At 72.1% G+C, this 14580-nt stretch carries 17 protein-coding genes and 1 tRNA gene; 9 read left to right on the top strand and 9 right to left on the bottom strand.

Going from position 1 to position 14580, the window contains the following annotated elements; genetic code table 11:
• Positions 1–11 precede the first annotated feature (11 nt).
• Positions 12–701 (bottom strand): DedA family protein, encoded by a 690-nt coding sequence (locus tag M3C17_RS13045; RefSeq protein ID WP_259978247.1) that lies wholly within the window; start codon positions 699–701, stop codon positions 12–14.
• Positions 702–1003: 302 nt separating this feature from the next.
• On the opposite strand from M3C17_RS13045, the gene M3C17_RS13040 reads away from it, so the two are divergent.
• The 5 genes from M3C17_RS13040 (at position 1004) to M3C17_RS13020 (ending at position 5056) form a co-directional block, all read left to right on the top strand.
• On the top strand, positions 1004–1153 hold the full coding sequence (locus tag M3C17_RS13040; RefSeq protein WP_259978246.1) for a hypothetical protein: 150 nt from the start codon (positions 1004–1006) through the stop codon (positions 1151–1153).
• A gap of 60 nt (positions 1154–1213) precedes the next feature.
• Entirely contained in the window at positions 1214–2566 is a 1353-nt protein-coding gene (locus tag M3C17_RS13035; RefSeq protein WP_259978245.1) for an aminotransferase class I/II-fold pyridoxal phosphate-dependent enzyme, read from the top strand.
• Positions 2563–3810, top strand: a complete 1248-nt coding sequence (locus M3C17_RS13030) for an aminotransferase class I/II-fold pyridoxal phosphate-dependent enzyme (protein WP_396820185.1) — start codon at positions 2563–2565, stop codon at positions 3808–3810. Before M3C17_RS13035 ends, M3C17_RS13030 begins: the two co-directional genes overlap by 4 nt.
• Positions 3811–3822: 12 nt before the next feature.
• A tRNA-Cys gene (locus tag M3C17_RS13025) sits at positions 3823–3896 on the top strand.
• Positions 3897–3943: 47 nt separating this feature from the next.
• Positions 3944–5056 carry a DegT/DnrJ/EryC1/StrS aminotransferase family protein gene (locus M3C17_RS13020; RefSeq protein ID WP_259978244.1) on the top strand — a complete coding sequence of 371 codons (1113 nt, stop codon included), beginning with the start codon at positions 3944–3946 and terminating at the stop codon, positions 5054–5056.
• A 2-nt stretch (positions 5057–5058) separates the two neighbouring features.
• Here M3C17_RS13020 and M3C17_RS13015 read toward each other — a convergent pair whose 3' ends face one another.
• Complete coding sequence (locus M3C17_RS13015; RefSeq protein WP_259978243.1) at positions 5059–5907, bottom strand: AraC family transcriptional regulator; 849 nt, start codon at positions 5905–5907, stop codon at positions 5059–5061.
• A 122-nt stretch (positions 5908–6029) separates the two neighbouring features.
• Here M3C17_RS13015 and M3C17_RS13010 point away from each other — a divergent pair, with 122 nt between their 5' ends.
• Positions 6030–6575, top strand: coding sequence for a carboxymuconolactone decarboxylase family protein (locus tag M3C17_RS13010; protein ID WP_259978242.1), 546 nt, complete (start codon positions 6030–6032; stop codon positions 6573–6575).
• Between the two features lie 112 nt (positions 6576–6687).
• A complete protein-coding gene (locus M3C17_RS13005) occupies positions 6688–7119 on the top strand; it encodes a hypothetical protein (RefSeq protein ID WP_259978241.1) in 432 nt (143 codons plus the stop codon).
• Between the two features lie 47 nt (positions 7120–7166).
• Here the strand turns inward: M3C17_RS13005 and M3C17_RS13000 are convergent, their stop codons facing one another.
• Complete coding sequence (locus M3C17_RS13000; RefSeq protein ID WP_259978239.1) at positions 7167–7886, bottom strand: glutamine amidotransferase; 720 nt, start codon at positions 7884–7886, stop codon at positions 7167–7169.
• Positions 7887–7912: 26 nt separating this feature from the next.
• Positions 7913–9256 (bottom strand): 4-aminobutyrate--2-oxoglutarate transaminase, encoded by a 1344-nt coding sequence (gene gabT, locus M3C17_RS12995; RefSeq protein WP_259978238.1) that lies wholly within the window; start codon positions 9254–9256, stop codon positions 7913–7915.
• A gap of 71 nt (positions 9257–9327) precedes the next feature.
• On the opposite strand from gabT, the gene M3C17_RS12990 reads away from it, so the two are divergent.
• On the top strand, positions 9328–10107 hold the full coding sequence (locus M3C17_RS12990) for a YggS family pyridoxal phosphate-dependent enzyme (protein WP_259978237.1): 780 nt from the start codon (positions 9328–9330) through the stop codon (positions 10105–10107).
• 6 nt (positions 10108–10113) lie between these two features.
• On the opposite strand, the gene M3C17_RS12985 is transcribed toward M3C17_RS12990, so the two are convergent.
• From M3C17_RS12985 to M3C17_RS12965, 5 genes are all read right to left on the bottom strand, one after another.
• Positions 10114–10320, bottom strand: a complete 207-nt coding sequence (locus tag M3C17_RS12985; protein WP_259978236.1) for a CDGSH iron-sulfur domain-containing protein — start codon at positions 10318–10320, stop codon at positions 10114–10116.
• The gene (locus M3C17_RS12980; RefSeq protein WP_259978233.1) at positions 10317–11363 is read right to left on the bottom strand and encodes an iron-containing redox enzyme family protein; all 1047 of its coding nucleotides are present in this window, start codon (positions 11361–11363) and stop codon (positions 10317–10319) included. The genes M3C17_RS12985 and M3C17_RS12980 overlap by 4 nt, the downstream gene beginning before the upstream one ends.
• Positions 11364–11462: 99 nt before the next feature.
• Entirely contained in the window at positions 11463–12872 is a 1410-nt protein-coding gene (locus tag M3C17_RS12975; protein WP_259978232.1) for an MFS transporter, read from the bottom strand.
• A 38-nt stretch (positions 12873–12910) separates the two neighbouring features.
• Positions 12911–13987: a YbdK family carboxylate-amine ligase gene (locus M3C17_RS12970; RefSeq protein WP_259978231.1), complete on the bottom strand. Its 1077-nt coding sequence runs from the start codon at positions 13985–13987 to the stop codon at positions 12911–12913.
• A gap of 6 nt (positions 13988–13993) precedes the next feature.
• Positions 13994–14260 carry a Rho termination factor N-terminal domain-containing protein gene (locus M3C17_RS12965; protein ID WP_259978230.1) on the bottom strand — a complete coding sequence of 89 codons (267 nt, stop codon included), beginning with the start codon at positions 14258–14260 and terminating at the stop codon, positions 13994–13996.
• A gap of 121 nt (positions 14261–14381) precedes the next feature.
• On the opposite strand from M3C17_RS12965, the gene M3C17_RS12960 reads away from it, so the two are divergent.
• Positions 14382–14546: a hypothetical protein gene (locus tag M3C17_RS12960; RefSeq protein WP_017829325.1), complete on the top strand. Its 165-nt coding sequence runs from the start codon at positions 14382–14384 to the stop codon at positions 14544–14546.
• The last annotated feature ends 34 nt before the right edge of the window (positions 14547–14580 follow it).

The following is a 14580-nucleotide window of genomic DNA, read 5'->3' as shown; positions in this document are numbered from 1 at the left end:
AGCAGGAGGGCTCAGGCGGAGCCCTCCTCCTGTTCGCGGCGCGCGGCGGCTTCGCGCAGTCGTCGGCGGACGCGCAGCACGATGAACACGACCAGCAGCAGGACGATCGCCCCGACGGCGATGTCCGAGAGCACGCCGCTCCACTGCTCCAGGACGGGGCGGATGGCCGGACCGAACGCATACCCGAGGCCGACCCAGATGCCGTTCCACACGGCGGATCCGATCACCGTGTACAGCGTGAACAGCCACAGTCGCATCCGCTCGATGCCCGCCGGGATCGAGATGAACGACCGCACGAGCGGCACGCAGCGTCCCAGCAGGACGGCGCGGCCGCCCCAGCGGGCGAAGAACTCCTCGGCCTTGTCGAAGTCGTCGTGGTCGAGCAGCGGGATCCGTCCGACGAGGCGGCGTGTGCGGTCGCGGCCGACGGCGGCGCCGATCGCATACCAGAGCCAGGCGCCGACGAGCCCGCCGATGGTGGCCGCGGCCCAGGCGCCCCACGCGTTCATCCGGCCGTCGTAGGCCAGGAACCCGGCGGCGGGCAGGATCGCCTCGGACGGGATGGGCGGCACGAACGTCTCGATCAGCACGGCGATCCCGACGCCGATCTCGCCGAGGGACTCGATCAGGCTGAGCACCCAGCCGATGAAGCCGTCGTATCCGGAGGAGGCGGCGGTGGGGACGAGGGTGCCGGGAGTCATCGTGTCCTCAGGTCGGGGGATCGCGGTGATCGTGCGGTGCGCGGTGCGCGGACGTGGGAAGGCCTCGTGTCTGGCGGGGGCCGTCCGTGCTGCACGCTACCGGCCCTACCTGGACCCCGCCTGCGTATCGGAATGAAGCGCACCCGCTCGCGTCCCGAGACCCTGCACCCGCTCGCGTCCCGAGACCCCGCACCCGCCGGCGTTCGAGACGCATCGAGCCGGGCCCTGTCAACCCGCTCGCCCTCTCCGAACGGTGCCCGCAGGCTGGAGCGACAACGCACATCGACGCGAGGAGGACAGCCATGTCGGACGCACGACAGGACGAGACGACCGGATTCCACGGCGAGCCGCCGACCGCCAACAACGGCGAGGGGGAGGCTCCGGAGGTGGACGTGACGGACCTCGATGCGGAAGAGGTCGAGGACGGCGTGGAGCTCGACGACCGGCCCTGATTGCGCGGCACCCGCGGCGCTGCTTTGACATAGGTCAATATCTGGCCTACGGTCGAACGCATGGCATCGGATGACACGCGCGAACCCGTCGACGAGCGGATCGCGGGTGCCACGGCCGCCGAGATCTCCGACAGCGTGCGCGACCTGGTCGAGAGCGGGGTGCTCGCTCCGGGCGACCAGCTCCCGCCGGTCCGTGCGCTGGCGGAGCGCCTCGGCGTCAATCGCAACACCGTGCTCTCCGCCTACCGCGCGCTCGTCACCGCACGCATCGCGGTGACCGGCGGGCGCACCGGGACCACGGTGCTCGGTCCCGCCGCCGTCCAGGACGAGGGATTCACCCCGGGCACGGCGCTGCGGGACATCGGCAACGGCAACCCGCAGACCGCCCTTCTCCCCGACCTCGGAGCGGCTCTCGCGGCCGCGCGGCCGCAGCACGTCCTCTATGGGGAGTCGGTGATCGACGCCGACCTCGCCGAGTGGGCCACCGCCTGGATCGCCGAGGACCACCCGCGCCCGTTCCGGCTCTCGGTCACGGCGGGTGCGGTCGACGCGGTCGAGCGACTCCTCGCGCAGACGCTGGTGCAGGGCGACCGGGTGGGACTGGAGGACCCGTGCTTCCTCTCCAGCATCCACATCGCGCGGCTCGCCGGCTACACCACCGTGCCCATTCCCGTGGACGAGGAGGGCCTGACGGTCGACGGCGTGCGCGCGGCGCTGGAGAGCGGCGTGCGCGCCCTCGTCTGCACGCCCCGCGCGCACAACCCGACCGGCGTCGGCATCACACCGGAACGGGCGGAGGAGCTGCGGGACGTGCTCGCCGCGTACCCGCACGTGCTCGTGATCGAGGACGACCACTTCTCCCTGCTCGCACCGACGCCGTACGCCAGCATCATCGCGCCGACGCACGAGCGGTGGGCACTGGTGCGCTCGGTGTCGAAGTTCCTCGGACCCGACCTGCGCCTCGCCGTCACGGCATCCGACCCTGTCACGGCGCAGCGGCTCGCCCGGCGCCTGAGCCCCGGCACCATGTGGGTGAGTCATGTCATGCAGCGGCTGGCCGCGGCGATGCTCCGCGACCCCGGGGTGCGGGAGCAGATCGCGGTGGCCGGCGCGCACTACGTCGACCGGAACCGCGCGTTCACGGCCCTGCTGAGGGAGCGCGGCGTCTCGGCGCTCACCGGCAGCGGGCTGAACGTCTGGATCGACGTGCAGCGGGAGGCGGCCGCAGCCGCAGCGCTGCTGGCCGCCCGCGGGTGGCTCGTGCGTGCGGGCACCGAGTTCGCCCTGGAGGGGAGCGGCGCGGGGGCCACGCATCTCCGGCTGACCGTGCACGACCTCGACGACGCCGACCTGCGTCGCCTCGCCGACGACGTGTCTGCGGTGATCGAGGGCGCGCCGGGGTCGGCCGCGTGAGCACCGTGCGTGCTGCCCGCCCGGCCAGGATCGGGCGTTCCTCCCGCCTCGACGGCGTGCTGTACGACCTGCGGGGACCGGTCGCGGCGCGCGCGGCCGAGCTGGAGGCGCAGGGGGAGCGGATCCTCCGCCTGAACATCGGCAACCCGGCACCGTTCGGCTTCGAGGCGCCGCCGGTCGTCGTCGAGGCGCTGCGGGCCGCGCTGCCGCACGCGCACGGCTACTCCGAGTCGCCCGGCCTGGTCGAGACGCGGCAGGCGATCGCCGCGCACTACGCGGTGCGCCCCGGATTCCCGGCGGTCGGGCTCGACGACGTGACAGTGGGCAACGGCGTCTCCGAACTGGTCGGGATCGTGCTGCAGGCGCTGCTGGAGCCCGGCGATGGGGTGCTCGTTCCGAGCCCCGACTACCCGCTCTGGACGGCGTCCACGGTGCTCGCCGGGGCGCATGCCGTGCACTACCCGTGCGTCGAGGAGGAGGGCTGGGCGCCCGACATCGATGCGATGGCGGGGCTGATCGGACCGCGGACCAGGGCGATCGTCGTGATCAACCCGAACAACCCCACCGGCGCGGTGTACGACCGGCGCACCCTGGAGGGCATCGCCGAGCTGGCTCGACGACACGGCCTGCTCCTCCTGTCCGACGAGATCTACGACCGCGTCGTCTATCCGGGCTTCACCCACCTGTCCACCGCCCAGGTCGCGCCCGACGTCCCGTGCGTCACGTTCGCCGGGCTGTCCAAGACGCACCGTGTCGCCGGGTATCGCGCGGCGTGGGCGGTCACCACCGGCTTCGCCTCGGACGACCCGTTCCTGTCGGGTGTGCGGCTGCTGGCCTCGATGCGCATGTGCGCTTCAGTGCCCGCGCAGCACGCGATCAGCGCCGCGCTCACGCACGACTCGTCCCTCGACGCGCTCGTCTCCGCCGAGGGTCGGCTGACGGTGCAGCGCGATGCGGCGACGACGGCTTTGCGCGCCATTCCCGGTGTCTCGGTGCGGGAGGCGGGAGGGGGGCTGTACCTGTTCCCGCGGCTGGACCCCGCCGCGCACCCCATCGTCGACGACGAGCGTCTGGTGCTCGACCTGCTCGACGCGGAGCGGATCCTGCTCGTGCACGGACACGCGTTCAACTGGCCGAGAGCCGACCATCTGCGCATCGCCTTCCTGCCCGAAGCGCCGGTCCTCGTCGACGCCGTGCAGCGGTTCGGCGCCTTTCTGCAGGGATACTCCCCGCCGGGCAGCTGACGCCCCAGACCCGGTGGAGTGACCGAGTGGCCAGGTCGCGGTCCGCAAGACCGTGCACGCAGGTTCGATTCCTGCCTCCACCTCCAGACCAGACCCGTGGCTCGACCGAGCCGTCGCGACGAAGGGCACCGCCATGCACCACGACCTGATCCCCGCCGCCAAGCCGCTGATCGGCGACGAGGAGGTCGCCGCCGTCGAGCGCGTTCTCCGCAGCGGCAATCTCGCCCAGGGGCCGGAGGTCGCCGCGTTCGAGGCCGAGTTCGCCGCGCAGTTCCTGCAGGGGCGTGCGACGGTCGCCGTGAACTCCGGCACCAGCGGGCAGCTGCTCGGTCTGCTCGCCGCGGGGGTGGGGCCGGGCGACGAGGTGATCGTGCCGTCGTTCACGTTCGCGGCGGTCGCGAACTCCGTGGTCCTCGCCGGGGCCACCCCGGTGTTCGTCGACATCGAGCCCACGCACTTCACGCTCGATCCCGAGCGGGTGCGGGAGGCGATCACGGCCCGCACGCGCGGCATCATGCCGGTGCACCTGTACGGGCACCCGTTCCTGGTCGACGGCATCGAGCAGGTCGCCCGCGAGCACGGGCTGGAGGTCTTCGAGGATGCCGCGCAGGCGCACGGCGCGTCCTGGCGCGGACGGCCCGCCGGCACCATCGGGACCTTCGCGATGTTCAGCCTCTACCCGACGAAGAACATGACGGCGATCGAGGGCGGCATGGTGGCGTGCGCGGACGAGGGCATCGCGCGACGGGTGCGGCTGCTGCGCAACCAGGGCATGGAGACGCAGTACGCGAACGAGATCGTCGGCTACAACAACCGCATGAGCGACGTGCACGCCGCGGTGGGGCGTGTGCAGCTGCGCCGGGTCGCCGCGTGGACCGCGCAGCGGCAGCGCAACGCCGCATTCCTCGACGCGGAGCTCGGGCGCATCGACGGGCTCGCGGTCCCCGCGGTCGCGGAGGGTGCCGAGCACGTGTACCACCAGTACACCGTGCGCATCGCCGACGGGGAGCGCGACCGCGTGCACCGGGCGCTCCGCGAGGAGCACGGGGTCGGGTCGGGCGTCTACTACCCGATCCCGAACCACCGTCTGCCGTCGCTCACGGCCTATGCACCGGGCGTGGAGCTGCCGGAGACCGAGCGGGCCGCCCGCGAGGTGCTCTCCCTTCCCGTGCACCCCTCGCTCACCGCGGCCGACCTCGACCGGGTGGTGGCCGGCGTCGCCGCGGTCATGGCGGCCGGGGCCTGAGCTCAGGCCGCGAGACCGAGCCAGGCGCGCGGCGAGCAGCCGAGGCGCTGCGCGAACGCGCGGGAGAACGCGGAGGCGCTGGCATAGCCGAGTTCGGCGGCGACCGCGGTCACCGTCATCCCGGCGCGCAGCTGCTCCTGCGCGATGGTGAGGCGCCACTCGGTGAGGTAGTCGCCGGGGGAACGGCCGAGCACCTCTTTGAAGCGGGCGGCGAAGGCGCTGCGGGAGAGGGCGGCGGTGCGGGCGAGGCTGTCGAGCGTCCACGGTTCGCCCGGCGCCTCGTGCATCGCGACCAGGGCCGGTGCCAGGCGCTCGTCCGCGAGGCCGGGCAGGAGTCCGGGCGGGAGGACGAGGTCGTGCGAGTGGTCGAGCATCCAGCGCAGCAGCTGGATCAGGACCACCTCGAACAGCCGATCCGCGAGCAGCGGGCGGCCGCAGCGCACGTTGTCCACCTCGGCGAACAGCAGGTCCAGGGCGGGGGAGAGCGTGGCGACGTCGTCGAGCGGCAGCACGATCACAGCGGGAAGCGTGCGGACGAGCGGGTGCGTCGCGCCGCCGTCGAAGTCGATGGTCGCGCAGGCGAAGTCCGACTCCTCGGCGGGGGCGTTGATGAACGTGTGGTCGAGCGGACGCGGGAAGAACAGCAGGCTCGGCTGCGTCACGTGCTGTCGCATCGTGCGGCCGTCGGCGCCTCGGTGCGTCACCTCCATCTCGCCGCGGCGCAGCACATGCAGGAAGCCGTGGCCCGCGCTCTGGGCGAAGACCGTGGTGCCGCACAGGGGGCCGGTGTGGAAGAGGCGGCTGCGCACGCGGAAGCGCTCCAGTAGCGGGGTGAGTCTGTCGAGCGGCACCTCTCCATTCTCTGGACGATCTGTCACGAATGCAAGACCATATGGTGCGTATCATCCTGCGCTGCTCGCGAGACTTGAGAGAGGGCCGACACCCGGCCCGATGCAGACCGAAGGAGAATCCCGTGCCCAACGTCCCTCTGATCGACCGTGAGAACGCCACCGGCCCCGTCAAGGAGCAGCTCGAGCAGATCGGCGCCGCGTTCGGTGCTGTTCCCGCCATGTTCCGCGCCGTCGCCAACTCGCCCGCCGCCCTGACCAGCATGTGGAGCGCCTTCGGCGCCTACGGTGGCGGCACGCTCGGCCCGGCGCTCGGCGAGCAGATCGCCGTGGCTGTCGCGAACCGCAACTCGTGCGGCTACTGCCTCGCCGCGCACACCGCCCTCGGCAAGAAGGCCGGCCTGACCACGGAGGCGCTCGCCGCCGCGCAGGACGGCACCTCGGAGGATCCGCGGACGGCGGCCCTCCTCGCCTTCGCGCTCAAGCTCGTCGACGAGCGCGGGCAGGTGACGTCGGCCGACGTGGACGCGCTGCGCGCCCACGGCTGGAACGACGAGCAGATCGTCGAGACCATCGGCCAGGTCGCGCTGAACCTGTTCACGAACTACGTGAACATCGCGCTCGACGTGCCGATCGACTTCCCGACGGTGCCGCTGCGCCGCGCGGCCTGAGTCGCCCGGGAGGGTCGGATCCGCAGGGATCCGGCCCTTCGTGCTGTCCGAAGCTTGCGATTCTCGAATTACCATGTACAGTGTACGAAGTAACTGAGCGGACGGGAGCAGCATGACGAACACGATCGATACGGCGGCGGCAGGGGCAGGAGCCTCTTCCGAGGCGGTCCAGGAGATCCTCGACTGGTACGCCCACTACGACGCCCTGGCACTTGCCGGCGACCTCGAGGGAATGGCCGACGTCGCGGCGTTCCCGCTCAACGAGGTCACCGACGACGCGCAGGGGCACGGTCTCGCCGCTTCCTGCGACCGCGAGCGCTACATCGCCCAGATGCGGGAGGTCGTCGGAGGCGGCGGTGCGGATATGACCTCCGTGCGGCATCCGATCTTCCTCTCGCCGGCGCTGTGCTTCGTGGTCACGGACGCGTCGTTCGAGGTCGACGGCGTGAAGCACGAGATGCGCTATGGGGACCTGCTGCTGCGCACGGCCGACGGCTGGAAGTTCCAGACCATGGTCGCGGGCGGCTGGCACGACCAGATGTGACGCACGACAGGGGCCGGGCCCACGCGGGCCCGGCCCCTGCCGGCGGCTCAGCGCGGCGCCTCGACCTCGTCCAGCCAGGCGTCGATCGTCGCGCGCGCGAGCCCTTCGAGGCGCGGACCCCACCGACGCGCCTGCTCCCGGATCATCCGCGGATCGATGCCCACGTGGTGCAGCTCGTGCGCGTGGCCGACCAGCCAGCGCTCGATCATGCGGTGATCCGCCTCCACGTGGAACTGCAGGCCGAGCACCCGGTCGAACGCGAAGGCCTGATGGGGGAAACCCGGCGTGCGCGCGAGGTGACGCGCACCCGGAGGAATCGCGAAGGCGTCGCCGTGCCAGTGCAGCACCGGCTCCCCGTCGAGGAGCCGCAGCGCCGAGTCCAGGCCGTCCGGCGTCAGCTCGAGCGGGCCGTAGCCGATCTCGACCGCTCCCGTGGGGCGCACCTCCGCCCCCAGCACCTCGGCCAGCAGCTGCGCGCCGAGGCAGACGCCGAGCGTGGCGCCTCCGTCGGCGAGACGGGCCGCGATCGCGGTCTTCGTCGCACGGAGGAACGGATAGCGCTCCTCGTCGTAGACGCCGATCGGACCCCCGAGCACGACCAGCAGGTCGGCCGCGACCACCGCGTCGGCGTCGAGATCGTCGACCCCCGCGTCCAGAATGCGGACGGCATACCCGCGCTGCTCCAGGAGCGGCGCGAGGAGGCCGAGGTCCTCGAAGGCGACATGGCGCAGCGCCAGAGCGGTGCGGGAAGCGGTGGCAGCGGGCATGGCGAGCTCCGGGGACGAGGGGCCGGTCAGCCGAGTGTGCGCAGCGCCGCGTCGATCACGTCGATCGCGACGTCGAGCTGCGCATCGGTCGTGGTGAGCGTCGGCAGGAAACGGATGACGTTCCCGTCGCTGCCCGCGGTGAGCAGCAGGATGCCGCGCTGCGCCGCGAACTCGGCGATCGCCGAGGCCGCTCCTGGCAGGGGTTGCGTCGTGCCAGGCGAGCTCAGCTCGAACGCCTGCATCGCGCCGATGCCGCGCACGTCGCCCACGACGGGGTGACGCGCGGACAGCTCGCGGAGCCGCGTGCCGAGGTGGGCGCCGATCCGCACGGCGTCCTCGAAGTAGTCGCCGTCGCCGAGTTCCTCGAACACTGCGAGCGCCGCCGCGATCGACACGGGGTTGCCGCCGAAGGTGCCGCCGAGACCGCCCGGGTCCGGGGCGTCCATGATCTCGGCGCGACCGGTGACCCCGGCCAGCGGCAGGCCTGCGGCGATGCCCTTCGCGGTGAGCACGAGGTCGGGCACCAGGTCGAAGTGCTCGCTCGCGAACCAGGTTCCCGTGCGCCCGAGCCCGGTCTGGATCTCGTCCGCGATGAACACCACGCCGTGCTGCGTGCACCACTCCTGCAGTGCGGGCAGGTAGCCCGGCGCGGACACCACGAAGCCGCCCTCGCCCTGGATGGGCTCCGAGATCACGGCGGCGAGGTCGTCCGCGCCGATGCGCTGCTCCAGGTACGCGATCGTGCGGGCGGCCGCGTCGGCTCCGCTGAGGCCGTCGCGGTAGGGGTACGAGTTCGGCACGCGGTGCACGTCCGGGGCGAACGGACCGAAGCCCGCGCCGTACGGCACCGCCTTGTGGTTCATGGCGAGCGCGAGCGTGGTGCGGCCGTGGAAGGCGTGGTCGAGGGCAGCGACCGCCCGGCGACCCGTGTGGCGGCGGGCGATCTTGACGGCGTTCTCGACCGCCTCGGCCCCGGAGTTCGCGAACATCGTGCGCTTCTCATGGTCGCCGGGGGTGCGCGCGGCGAGCTGTTCCGCCAGTCGCACGTACCCCTCGTAGGGCGTCACGGTGAAGAGCGTGTGCGTGACCCTGTCCAGCTGCGCGGTGGCGGCGTTCACCGCGGCGCGGTTGGTGTGCCCGATCGTGGTGACGCCGATGCCGCTGCCGAGATCGAGGAAGCGGTTGCCGTCGACGTCGGTGACCCAGGGGCCATCGGCGTGCTCGATGTACACGGGGAGCACGCTGCCGACGCCGCGCGGCACCACGCGCAGGCGCTGCTCGTGCAGGGCGCGGCTGCGCGGGCCGGGGACCTCGGTGCGCAGACGCGGCTCGACGAGGGCGGTGTCGGAGAACGGGCCGGGCAGAGACATGGGCGGACTCTTTCGCAGGGGGTGTGCCGGCGGCTGCACGGCTGATCCGAAGCTATGTTAGATTTTGGCCTATGTCAAAACATTCCGATCCGATCGACGCGTTCACGCGCTACCCGACCGCGTCCACGGTCGCGGACTTCCAGGCCAACGTCGCGGCTGTGCGAGACCGCATCGATGCCGCCGCGGTCCGAGTCGGTCGCGATCCCGCCGCCGTGCGGCTGCTGCCGGTCAGCAAGACCGTGCCCACCGAGCGCGTGCGCGTGGCGATCGCCTCCGGCCTGCGTCTGCTCGGCGAGAACAAGGTGCAGGAGGCGGTGCGCAAGAGCCGCGAGACGACCGACCTCGACGTGTCCTGGTCGATCATCGGCCACCTGCAGACGAACAAGGCGCGCGACGTGGCGTCGTTCGCCGCCGAGTTCCAGGCGCTCGACCGGCTGCGCGTCGCGGAGGCCCTGGATCGGCGCCTGCAGGCGGCAGGCCGCGGGCTGGACGTCTACGTGCAGGTCAACACGTCCGCGGAGGAGTCGAAGTTCGGCATGCCGCCGGAGGAGCTCGACGCGTTCCTGCGCGCCCTCCCCGTCTACTCCTCGCTCCGGGTGCGCGGGCTCATGACGCTCGCACTGCTCACGCCGGACGAGACCAGGGTGCGCGAGTGCTTCCGGGTGCTGCGCACGCTCCGCGACCGCGCGCGCGAGGAGACGCCCGCGCTGATCGGCGACGGCGAACTGTCGATGGGCATGTCGGGCGACTACGAGATCGCCGTCGAGGAGGGCGCCACCTGTGTGCGCGTCGGTCAGGCGATCTTCGGCGCGCGTTCCACCCCCGACAGCTACTACTGGCCGGAGGGCTGAGCCGCCTCAGTCGTCGGTGCGGAAGCCCGCGGCCTTGTGCGTGCCGTCGCAGAACGGCTTCAGCGCCGACAGGCCGCAACGGCACAGCGCCACCGTCCGGCGTCGCGGATCGATCAGCTCTCCGTCCGCCGACCGCAGCTCGATGTCGCCGCGCACGAGCAGCGGCCCGTCCGGGTACGGCGTCACCGTGACCGGCTCCGACCGCCCGCTCATGACGCCACCCGCTCCCGCAGCGCGGAGCGCCCCTCCGCCCAGGCGTCGAGGGTGTGCGCGCCCGCCCACCCGTCCACGGTGAGGCACGCCGCGGCGCCGAACAGGATGTTCGCGAGCTGCTCGGGGTGGTCCTCGGCCAGGCTCCCTGCGAGGTCGCGGGCGGCGATCTGCTCGTGCACCGCATCCGCTTCGACGTGCTCGTCGAAGTACTCGGCGACCGCATCGTCGAAGCCGAGGCGCCGCAGCCCGTCGGCGTAGAAGCGGCAGGGGATCGACGAGGTCATCTCATACGCGGCGAGATGGCCCACGATCGCGCCGACCAGCCGCCGGTTGAGGCCGAACAGGCTCATGAGATTGTGCGAAGCGAGGGTGATCGCCGGCGCGTCGTCGACGTAGGCGCCGTAGGTGTCGTCGAGTCCCGCCGCGCGGAGCGCCCTGGCGTAGAGCGCGGCGTGCACGCGCTGCGGCCGGCCCCCGCCGTACTCGTCGGACTGGATCTCGACCAGCGCGGCCTTCGCGCGGCCGGTCAGCCGCGGGATCGCCCAGGAGTGCGGGTCGGCTTCGCGCAGGGTGTACACGGAGCGGAGGATCAGAGACTCCTCCGCCTGCTCTCGTGTGGCCCTCTTCGCGATGTGGCGCGACAGGCTCGGGCCCGTGTCGGCCGCCGCGAGGGCGAACAGGGCGCGGCCCACCGCGTCGACCGTGGGCTCGGGGAGCTCGGGCATCGGAACCGTCTCCCGCAGCGTCGCCTCGAAGGCATCCTCCAGGATGCCGCGGGCGCCGATCACGCCGGCATCCCACTCGCGCGTGGGGTCGAGGGCCGGGAGCGAGCCGTAGGAGGAGGCGTAGAGCACGAACAGCGCGAGCTGGATGTCGTCGTCGCGCACCACATCGGTGCTCGCGGCGACGGCTGCCGCAGCGAGCTCCGGCAGCACGGACGTGTCGTCGGCGCCTCCCGTGAGGCAGGCGAGGGCGGCGCTCGACATCGGGCCGCGAGCGGAGAACGCGACGGCGGTGTCGGGGGCGAGGGCGGAGACGGTCATGAGGAAGGCTCCCATCGGATCGATCCCTCGCATCATCTCCCGGTGTGAGCGGCGGCGCACAGGGCTTGACGAGAGGGACCTCTCCGGGCAAGCGCCCCGCTACTGCTCGGCGGCGGGCTCCTCTGCTCCCACGTCCGCAGGGCCCTGCGGGGCATCGGACGGGTTGCGGCGGATCCCGATCCACGACACGACGCCGCCGAACACTAGGAGAGCCGCCGTCACCCACGCCGCGCTGTGGAAGCCGTCGAGGTCGAGCGAGCCCCCGACGATGGTCGACAGCAGCGCGACCACCAGGAGCCCGGCCACGCGCGACACGGCGTTGTTCACGGCCGAGGCGATGCCCGAGTGGTTCTCGTCGATCGCGCCGAGGATCGCCGCCGTGAGCGGTGCGACCGTGAGCGAGAGCCCGAGGCCCATCACGATCATGGCCGGCAGCACCTGCCACCAGTAGTCGAAGTCGGCGGAGACCGTGAGCAGGAGCAGCGCGCCCGCGGCCATCAGCAGCGGTCCGACCGTCATGAAGATGCGCGGACCCCACCGGCCGGCCCACAGCCCCGCGCGCGAGCTGATCAGGATCATCAGAATCGTCATGGGCAGGCTGGCGAGCCCCGCGGCGGTGGCGCTCAGTCCGGCGCCCTGCTGCAGGTACACGCCGACCACGAAGCCGTTGAGGGAGAGCGCGGCGTACACGAACAGGGTCGCCAGGTTTCCCCAGCCGAAGTCGCGCACCCGGAACAGCCACAGCGGCATGAGCGGCGACGCCGAGCGCTGCTGGCGCCACAGGAACACGGCGAAGAGGGCGGCGCCGGCGACCGCGGGGATCCAGATCGCGGGCGAGCCCCAGCCGAGGTTCGGCTGCTCGATGAGCGCGAACACGAGGGCGCCGAGACCCACCGCGCACAGGGCTCCGCTCCACCAGTCCACGCGGACGCCTCGCGGGTGCTCCGGCAGATGCAGACGCGCGAGCAGCAGCAGCGTGACGCCGATCGGCAGCACGTTGATGAGGAACACGAACCGCCAGGACAGGAAGTCGACGAACAGCCCGCCGAGGAGGGGTCCGACGAGCTGCGCGGCGGTGGTGAAGGCCGTCCATACGCCGATCGCCCTGGCCTGGACGTCGCCGCGCATGGTGGCGGTGATCAGGGCCAGCGAGCTGGGCACCAGCAGCGCCCCCGCCGCGCCCTGGCCCGCGCGGGCCACGATCAGCATGAGCGGGTCCACGGCCGCCGCGACCGCGACGGAAGCGATGCCGAACGCGATCAGCCCGATGCGCATCACGAGCACGCGGCCGTACGCGTCGGACAGCGATCCGGCGAGCAGGATCAGCGCGCTCAGCGTGATCAGGTACGCGTCCACCACCCACTGCTGCGTCGTGATCCCGCCGCCGAGCTCCCGGCTGATCGCAGGCAGCGCGACGTTGACCACGGTGCCGTCGAGGAAGGTGACGAAGGAGGCGAGCACGGCGATCGCGATCACGAGGCGCTGCAGCGGGGCGAAGGAGGGGGCCACAGGCCGACCCTACTCCCGCGCGGGGACGCAGGGGCCGCTCAGTGCGCCGCGGGAGCCGTCCCGGAACGCAGCAGGATGGCGAGCGCGCGCGTCCCCCCGTCCGCGTGGGCGGCCCGCTGCCTGGCCGCGCCGGTGCCGTGCGTGCGGAGACGCTCGATCCCGGTGTGCACCTCATCCGCGTCGCCGAGGTCCTGCAGCACGGGCCCGAGTGCGGTGAGCAGCCGCTCGGCGACGGTCCAGGCCTCCGTCACCTCGCCGCTGAGCGGGTCGATGATCCGCGCCGCCATGCCGGAGCGCGACGCGGTCCACACGGAGGCGTCGATGCCGTCGAGGTCGTCCGTCGCGATCCGCTGGTCGCTCGCCAGGGCGATCGCCCGGCAGAGGAGGGCGGAGAGCACCGCGTCCTCGGCGCTGAGCTGAGTGTCGGCGATCCGCGCTTCGACGGTGGGGTAGCGCTCCGACAGCCGCACGGCCCAGGAGAGGGAGGTGGCTTCGCCGATCGTGCCGAGCGCGAGGAGCCGGTCGACGCGAGCCCGGTAGTCGTCGGCGTCGTGGAACCGCGGCGGACACCACGACGACGGCAGCCGACGGATGAGCATGCTCCGCCAGCTCGCGAATCCGCTGTCGATCCCGTTCGCGAAGGGGCTGTTGGCGCTGAGCGCGAGCAGCAGCGGCAGCCAGGCGCGCAGCCGGTTGAGGGCGCGAACCCGCTCGTCCTCATCCAGCACTTCGACGTGCACGTGCAGACCGTTCACCTCGTGCTCGCGGGTGAGGTGCGCGAGCCGCGCGGCCACGTCGTCGTAGTGCGGGGAGGGCGAGATGCGCGGCGAGCGCAGTGTGGTGAACGGCGTGCCGACGGGCGCGGCGATCGCGGCGTGGGCCGCGGCGTGGGTACCGATGAGTGCGCGCAGCTCCCGCAACTGCGCGGTCGCCTCCGCGGCCGTGCTCACGGGGGAGGTCAGGCACTCCAACTGCGACGCCAGATACTCGGTGGTCACGCGACCCGTCGAGTTCTGGTCGCCGATGCGCCGCAGGATGTCGCCGGCGAGGGCGACGGGGACGAGCGAATCCTCATCGAGCAGGAGGAACTCCTCCTCGATCCCGAAGCGCGCCATCCCGCCTCAGTGGTTCCGCAGCGCGGAGATCAGCTCGGCCTTGCGCTTGCTGCTGTAGCCGGTCAGCCCGATCTCCTTCGCGCGCTTGCGCAGCTCCGGGACCGTCCAGTCGTCGTAGTCGCCGTGCTTCCCGCCCCGGCGCCCCACGGTGCTGCGACCGTCGCGAGCGGCGGCGTTGGAGATGCGCGCGGCCTTCTCCTTCGAGGCGCCGTCGTCGCGCAGCTCTTCGTACAGTTCGGGATCCTTCAGGGAGTTGTTGCGTCGTCCTGGCATTGTTCTGCTCCTTCGCGCACTCGGAGGGTCGAAGTCAACCCCCTCGATGGAGGGTGAGGATGAGGTCTAGCGTGAGGGCACCGCAGTCGGGCGCCCGCGCCCCGAGAGAAGGGAAAGACCGATGAACATCCTCCTGATCATCGTCATCGTCATCGCCGTGATCCTTGCGATCACCGGAGGCCTGGTGCAGTCGCTGCAGTTCCTGCTGTGGGTCGGACTGGTGCTCCTGGCCATCGCCGTGATCGCCTGGCTGATCCGAGCGATCAGCGGCAGCCGCAAGGTCTGACCCGTTTGCGGAGGGGGGGGCGCGCCCGTTCGGC

The sequence above is a fragment of the Microbacterium sp. p3-SID336 genome (assembly GCF_025143365.1).
Classification (GTDB): domain Bacteria; phylum Actinomycetota; class Actinomycetes; order Actinomycetales; family Microbacteriaceae; genus Microbacterium.
The sequence above is the reverse complement of the archived record's forward strand: the minus strand, read 5'-3'. Positions and strand labels throughout refer to the sequence as shown.

Coding starts and splice junctions, on each gene's coding strand:
- M3C17_RS13045 (WP_259978247.1), bottom strand. CDS start 701: ATGACTCCCGGCACCCTCGTCCCCACCGCCGCCTCCTCCGGATACGAC.
- M3C17_RS13040 (WP_259978246.1), top strand. CDS start 1,004: ATGTCGGACGCACGACAGGACGAGACGACCGGATTCCACGGCGAGCCG.
- M3C17_RS13035 (WP_259978245.1), top strand. CDS start 1,214: ATGGCATCGGATGACACGCGCGAACCCGTCGACGAGCGGATCGCGGGT.
- M3C17_RS13020 (WP_259978244.1), top strand. CDS start 3,944: ATGCACCACGACCTGATCCCCGCCGCCAAGCCGCTGATCGGCGACGAG.
- M3C17_RS13005 (WP_259978241.1), top strand. CDS start 6,688: ATGACGAACACGATCGATACGGCGGCGGCAGGGGCAGGAGCCTCTTCC.
- M3C17_RS13000 (WP_259978239.1), bottom strand. CDS start 7,886: ATGCCCGCTGCCACCGCTTCCCGCACCGCTCTGGCGCTGCGCCATGTC.
- gabT (WP_259978238.1), bottom strand. CDS start 9,256: ATGTCTCTGCCCGGCCCGTTCTCCGACACCGCCCTCGTCGAGCCGCGT.
- M3C17_RS12990 (WP_259978237.1), top strand. CDS start 9,328: ATGTCAAAACATTCCGATCCGATCGACGCGTTCACGCGCTACCCGACC.
- M3C17_RS12985 (WP_259978236.1), bottom strand. CDS start 10,320: ATGAGCGGGCGGTCGGAGCCGGTCACGGTGACGCCGTACCCGGACGGG.
- M3C17_RS12980 (WP_259978233.1), bottom strand. CDS start 11,363: ATGACCGTCTCCGCCCTCGCCCCCGACACCGCCGTCGCGTTCTCCGCT.
- M3C17_RS12970 (WP_259978231.1), bottom strand. CDS start 13,987: ATGGCGCGCTTCGGGATCGAGGAGGAGTTCCTCCTGCTCGATGAGGAT.
- M3C17_RS12965 (WP_259978230.1), bottom strand. CDS start 14,260: ATGCCAGGACGACGCAACAACTCCCTGAAGGATCCCGAACTGTACGAA.
- M3C17_RS12960 (WP_017829325.1), top strand. CDS start 14,382: ATGAACATCCTCCTGATCATCGTCATCGTCATCGCCGTGATCCTTGCG.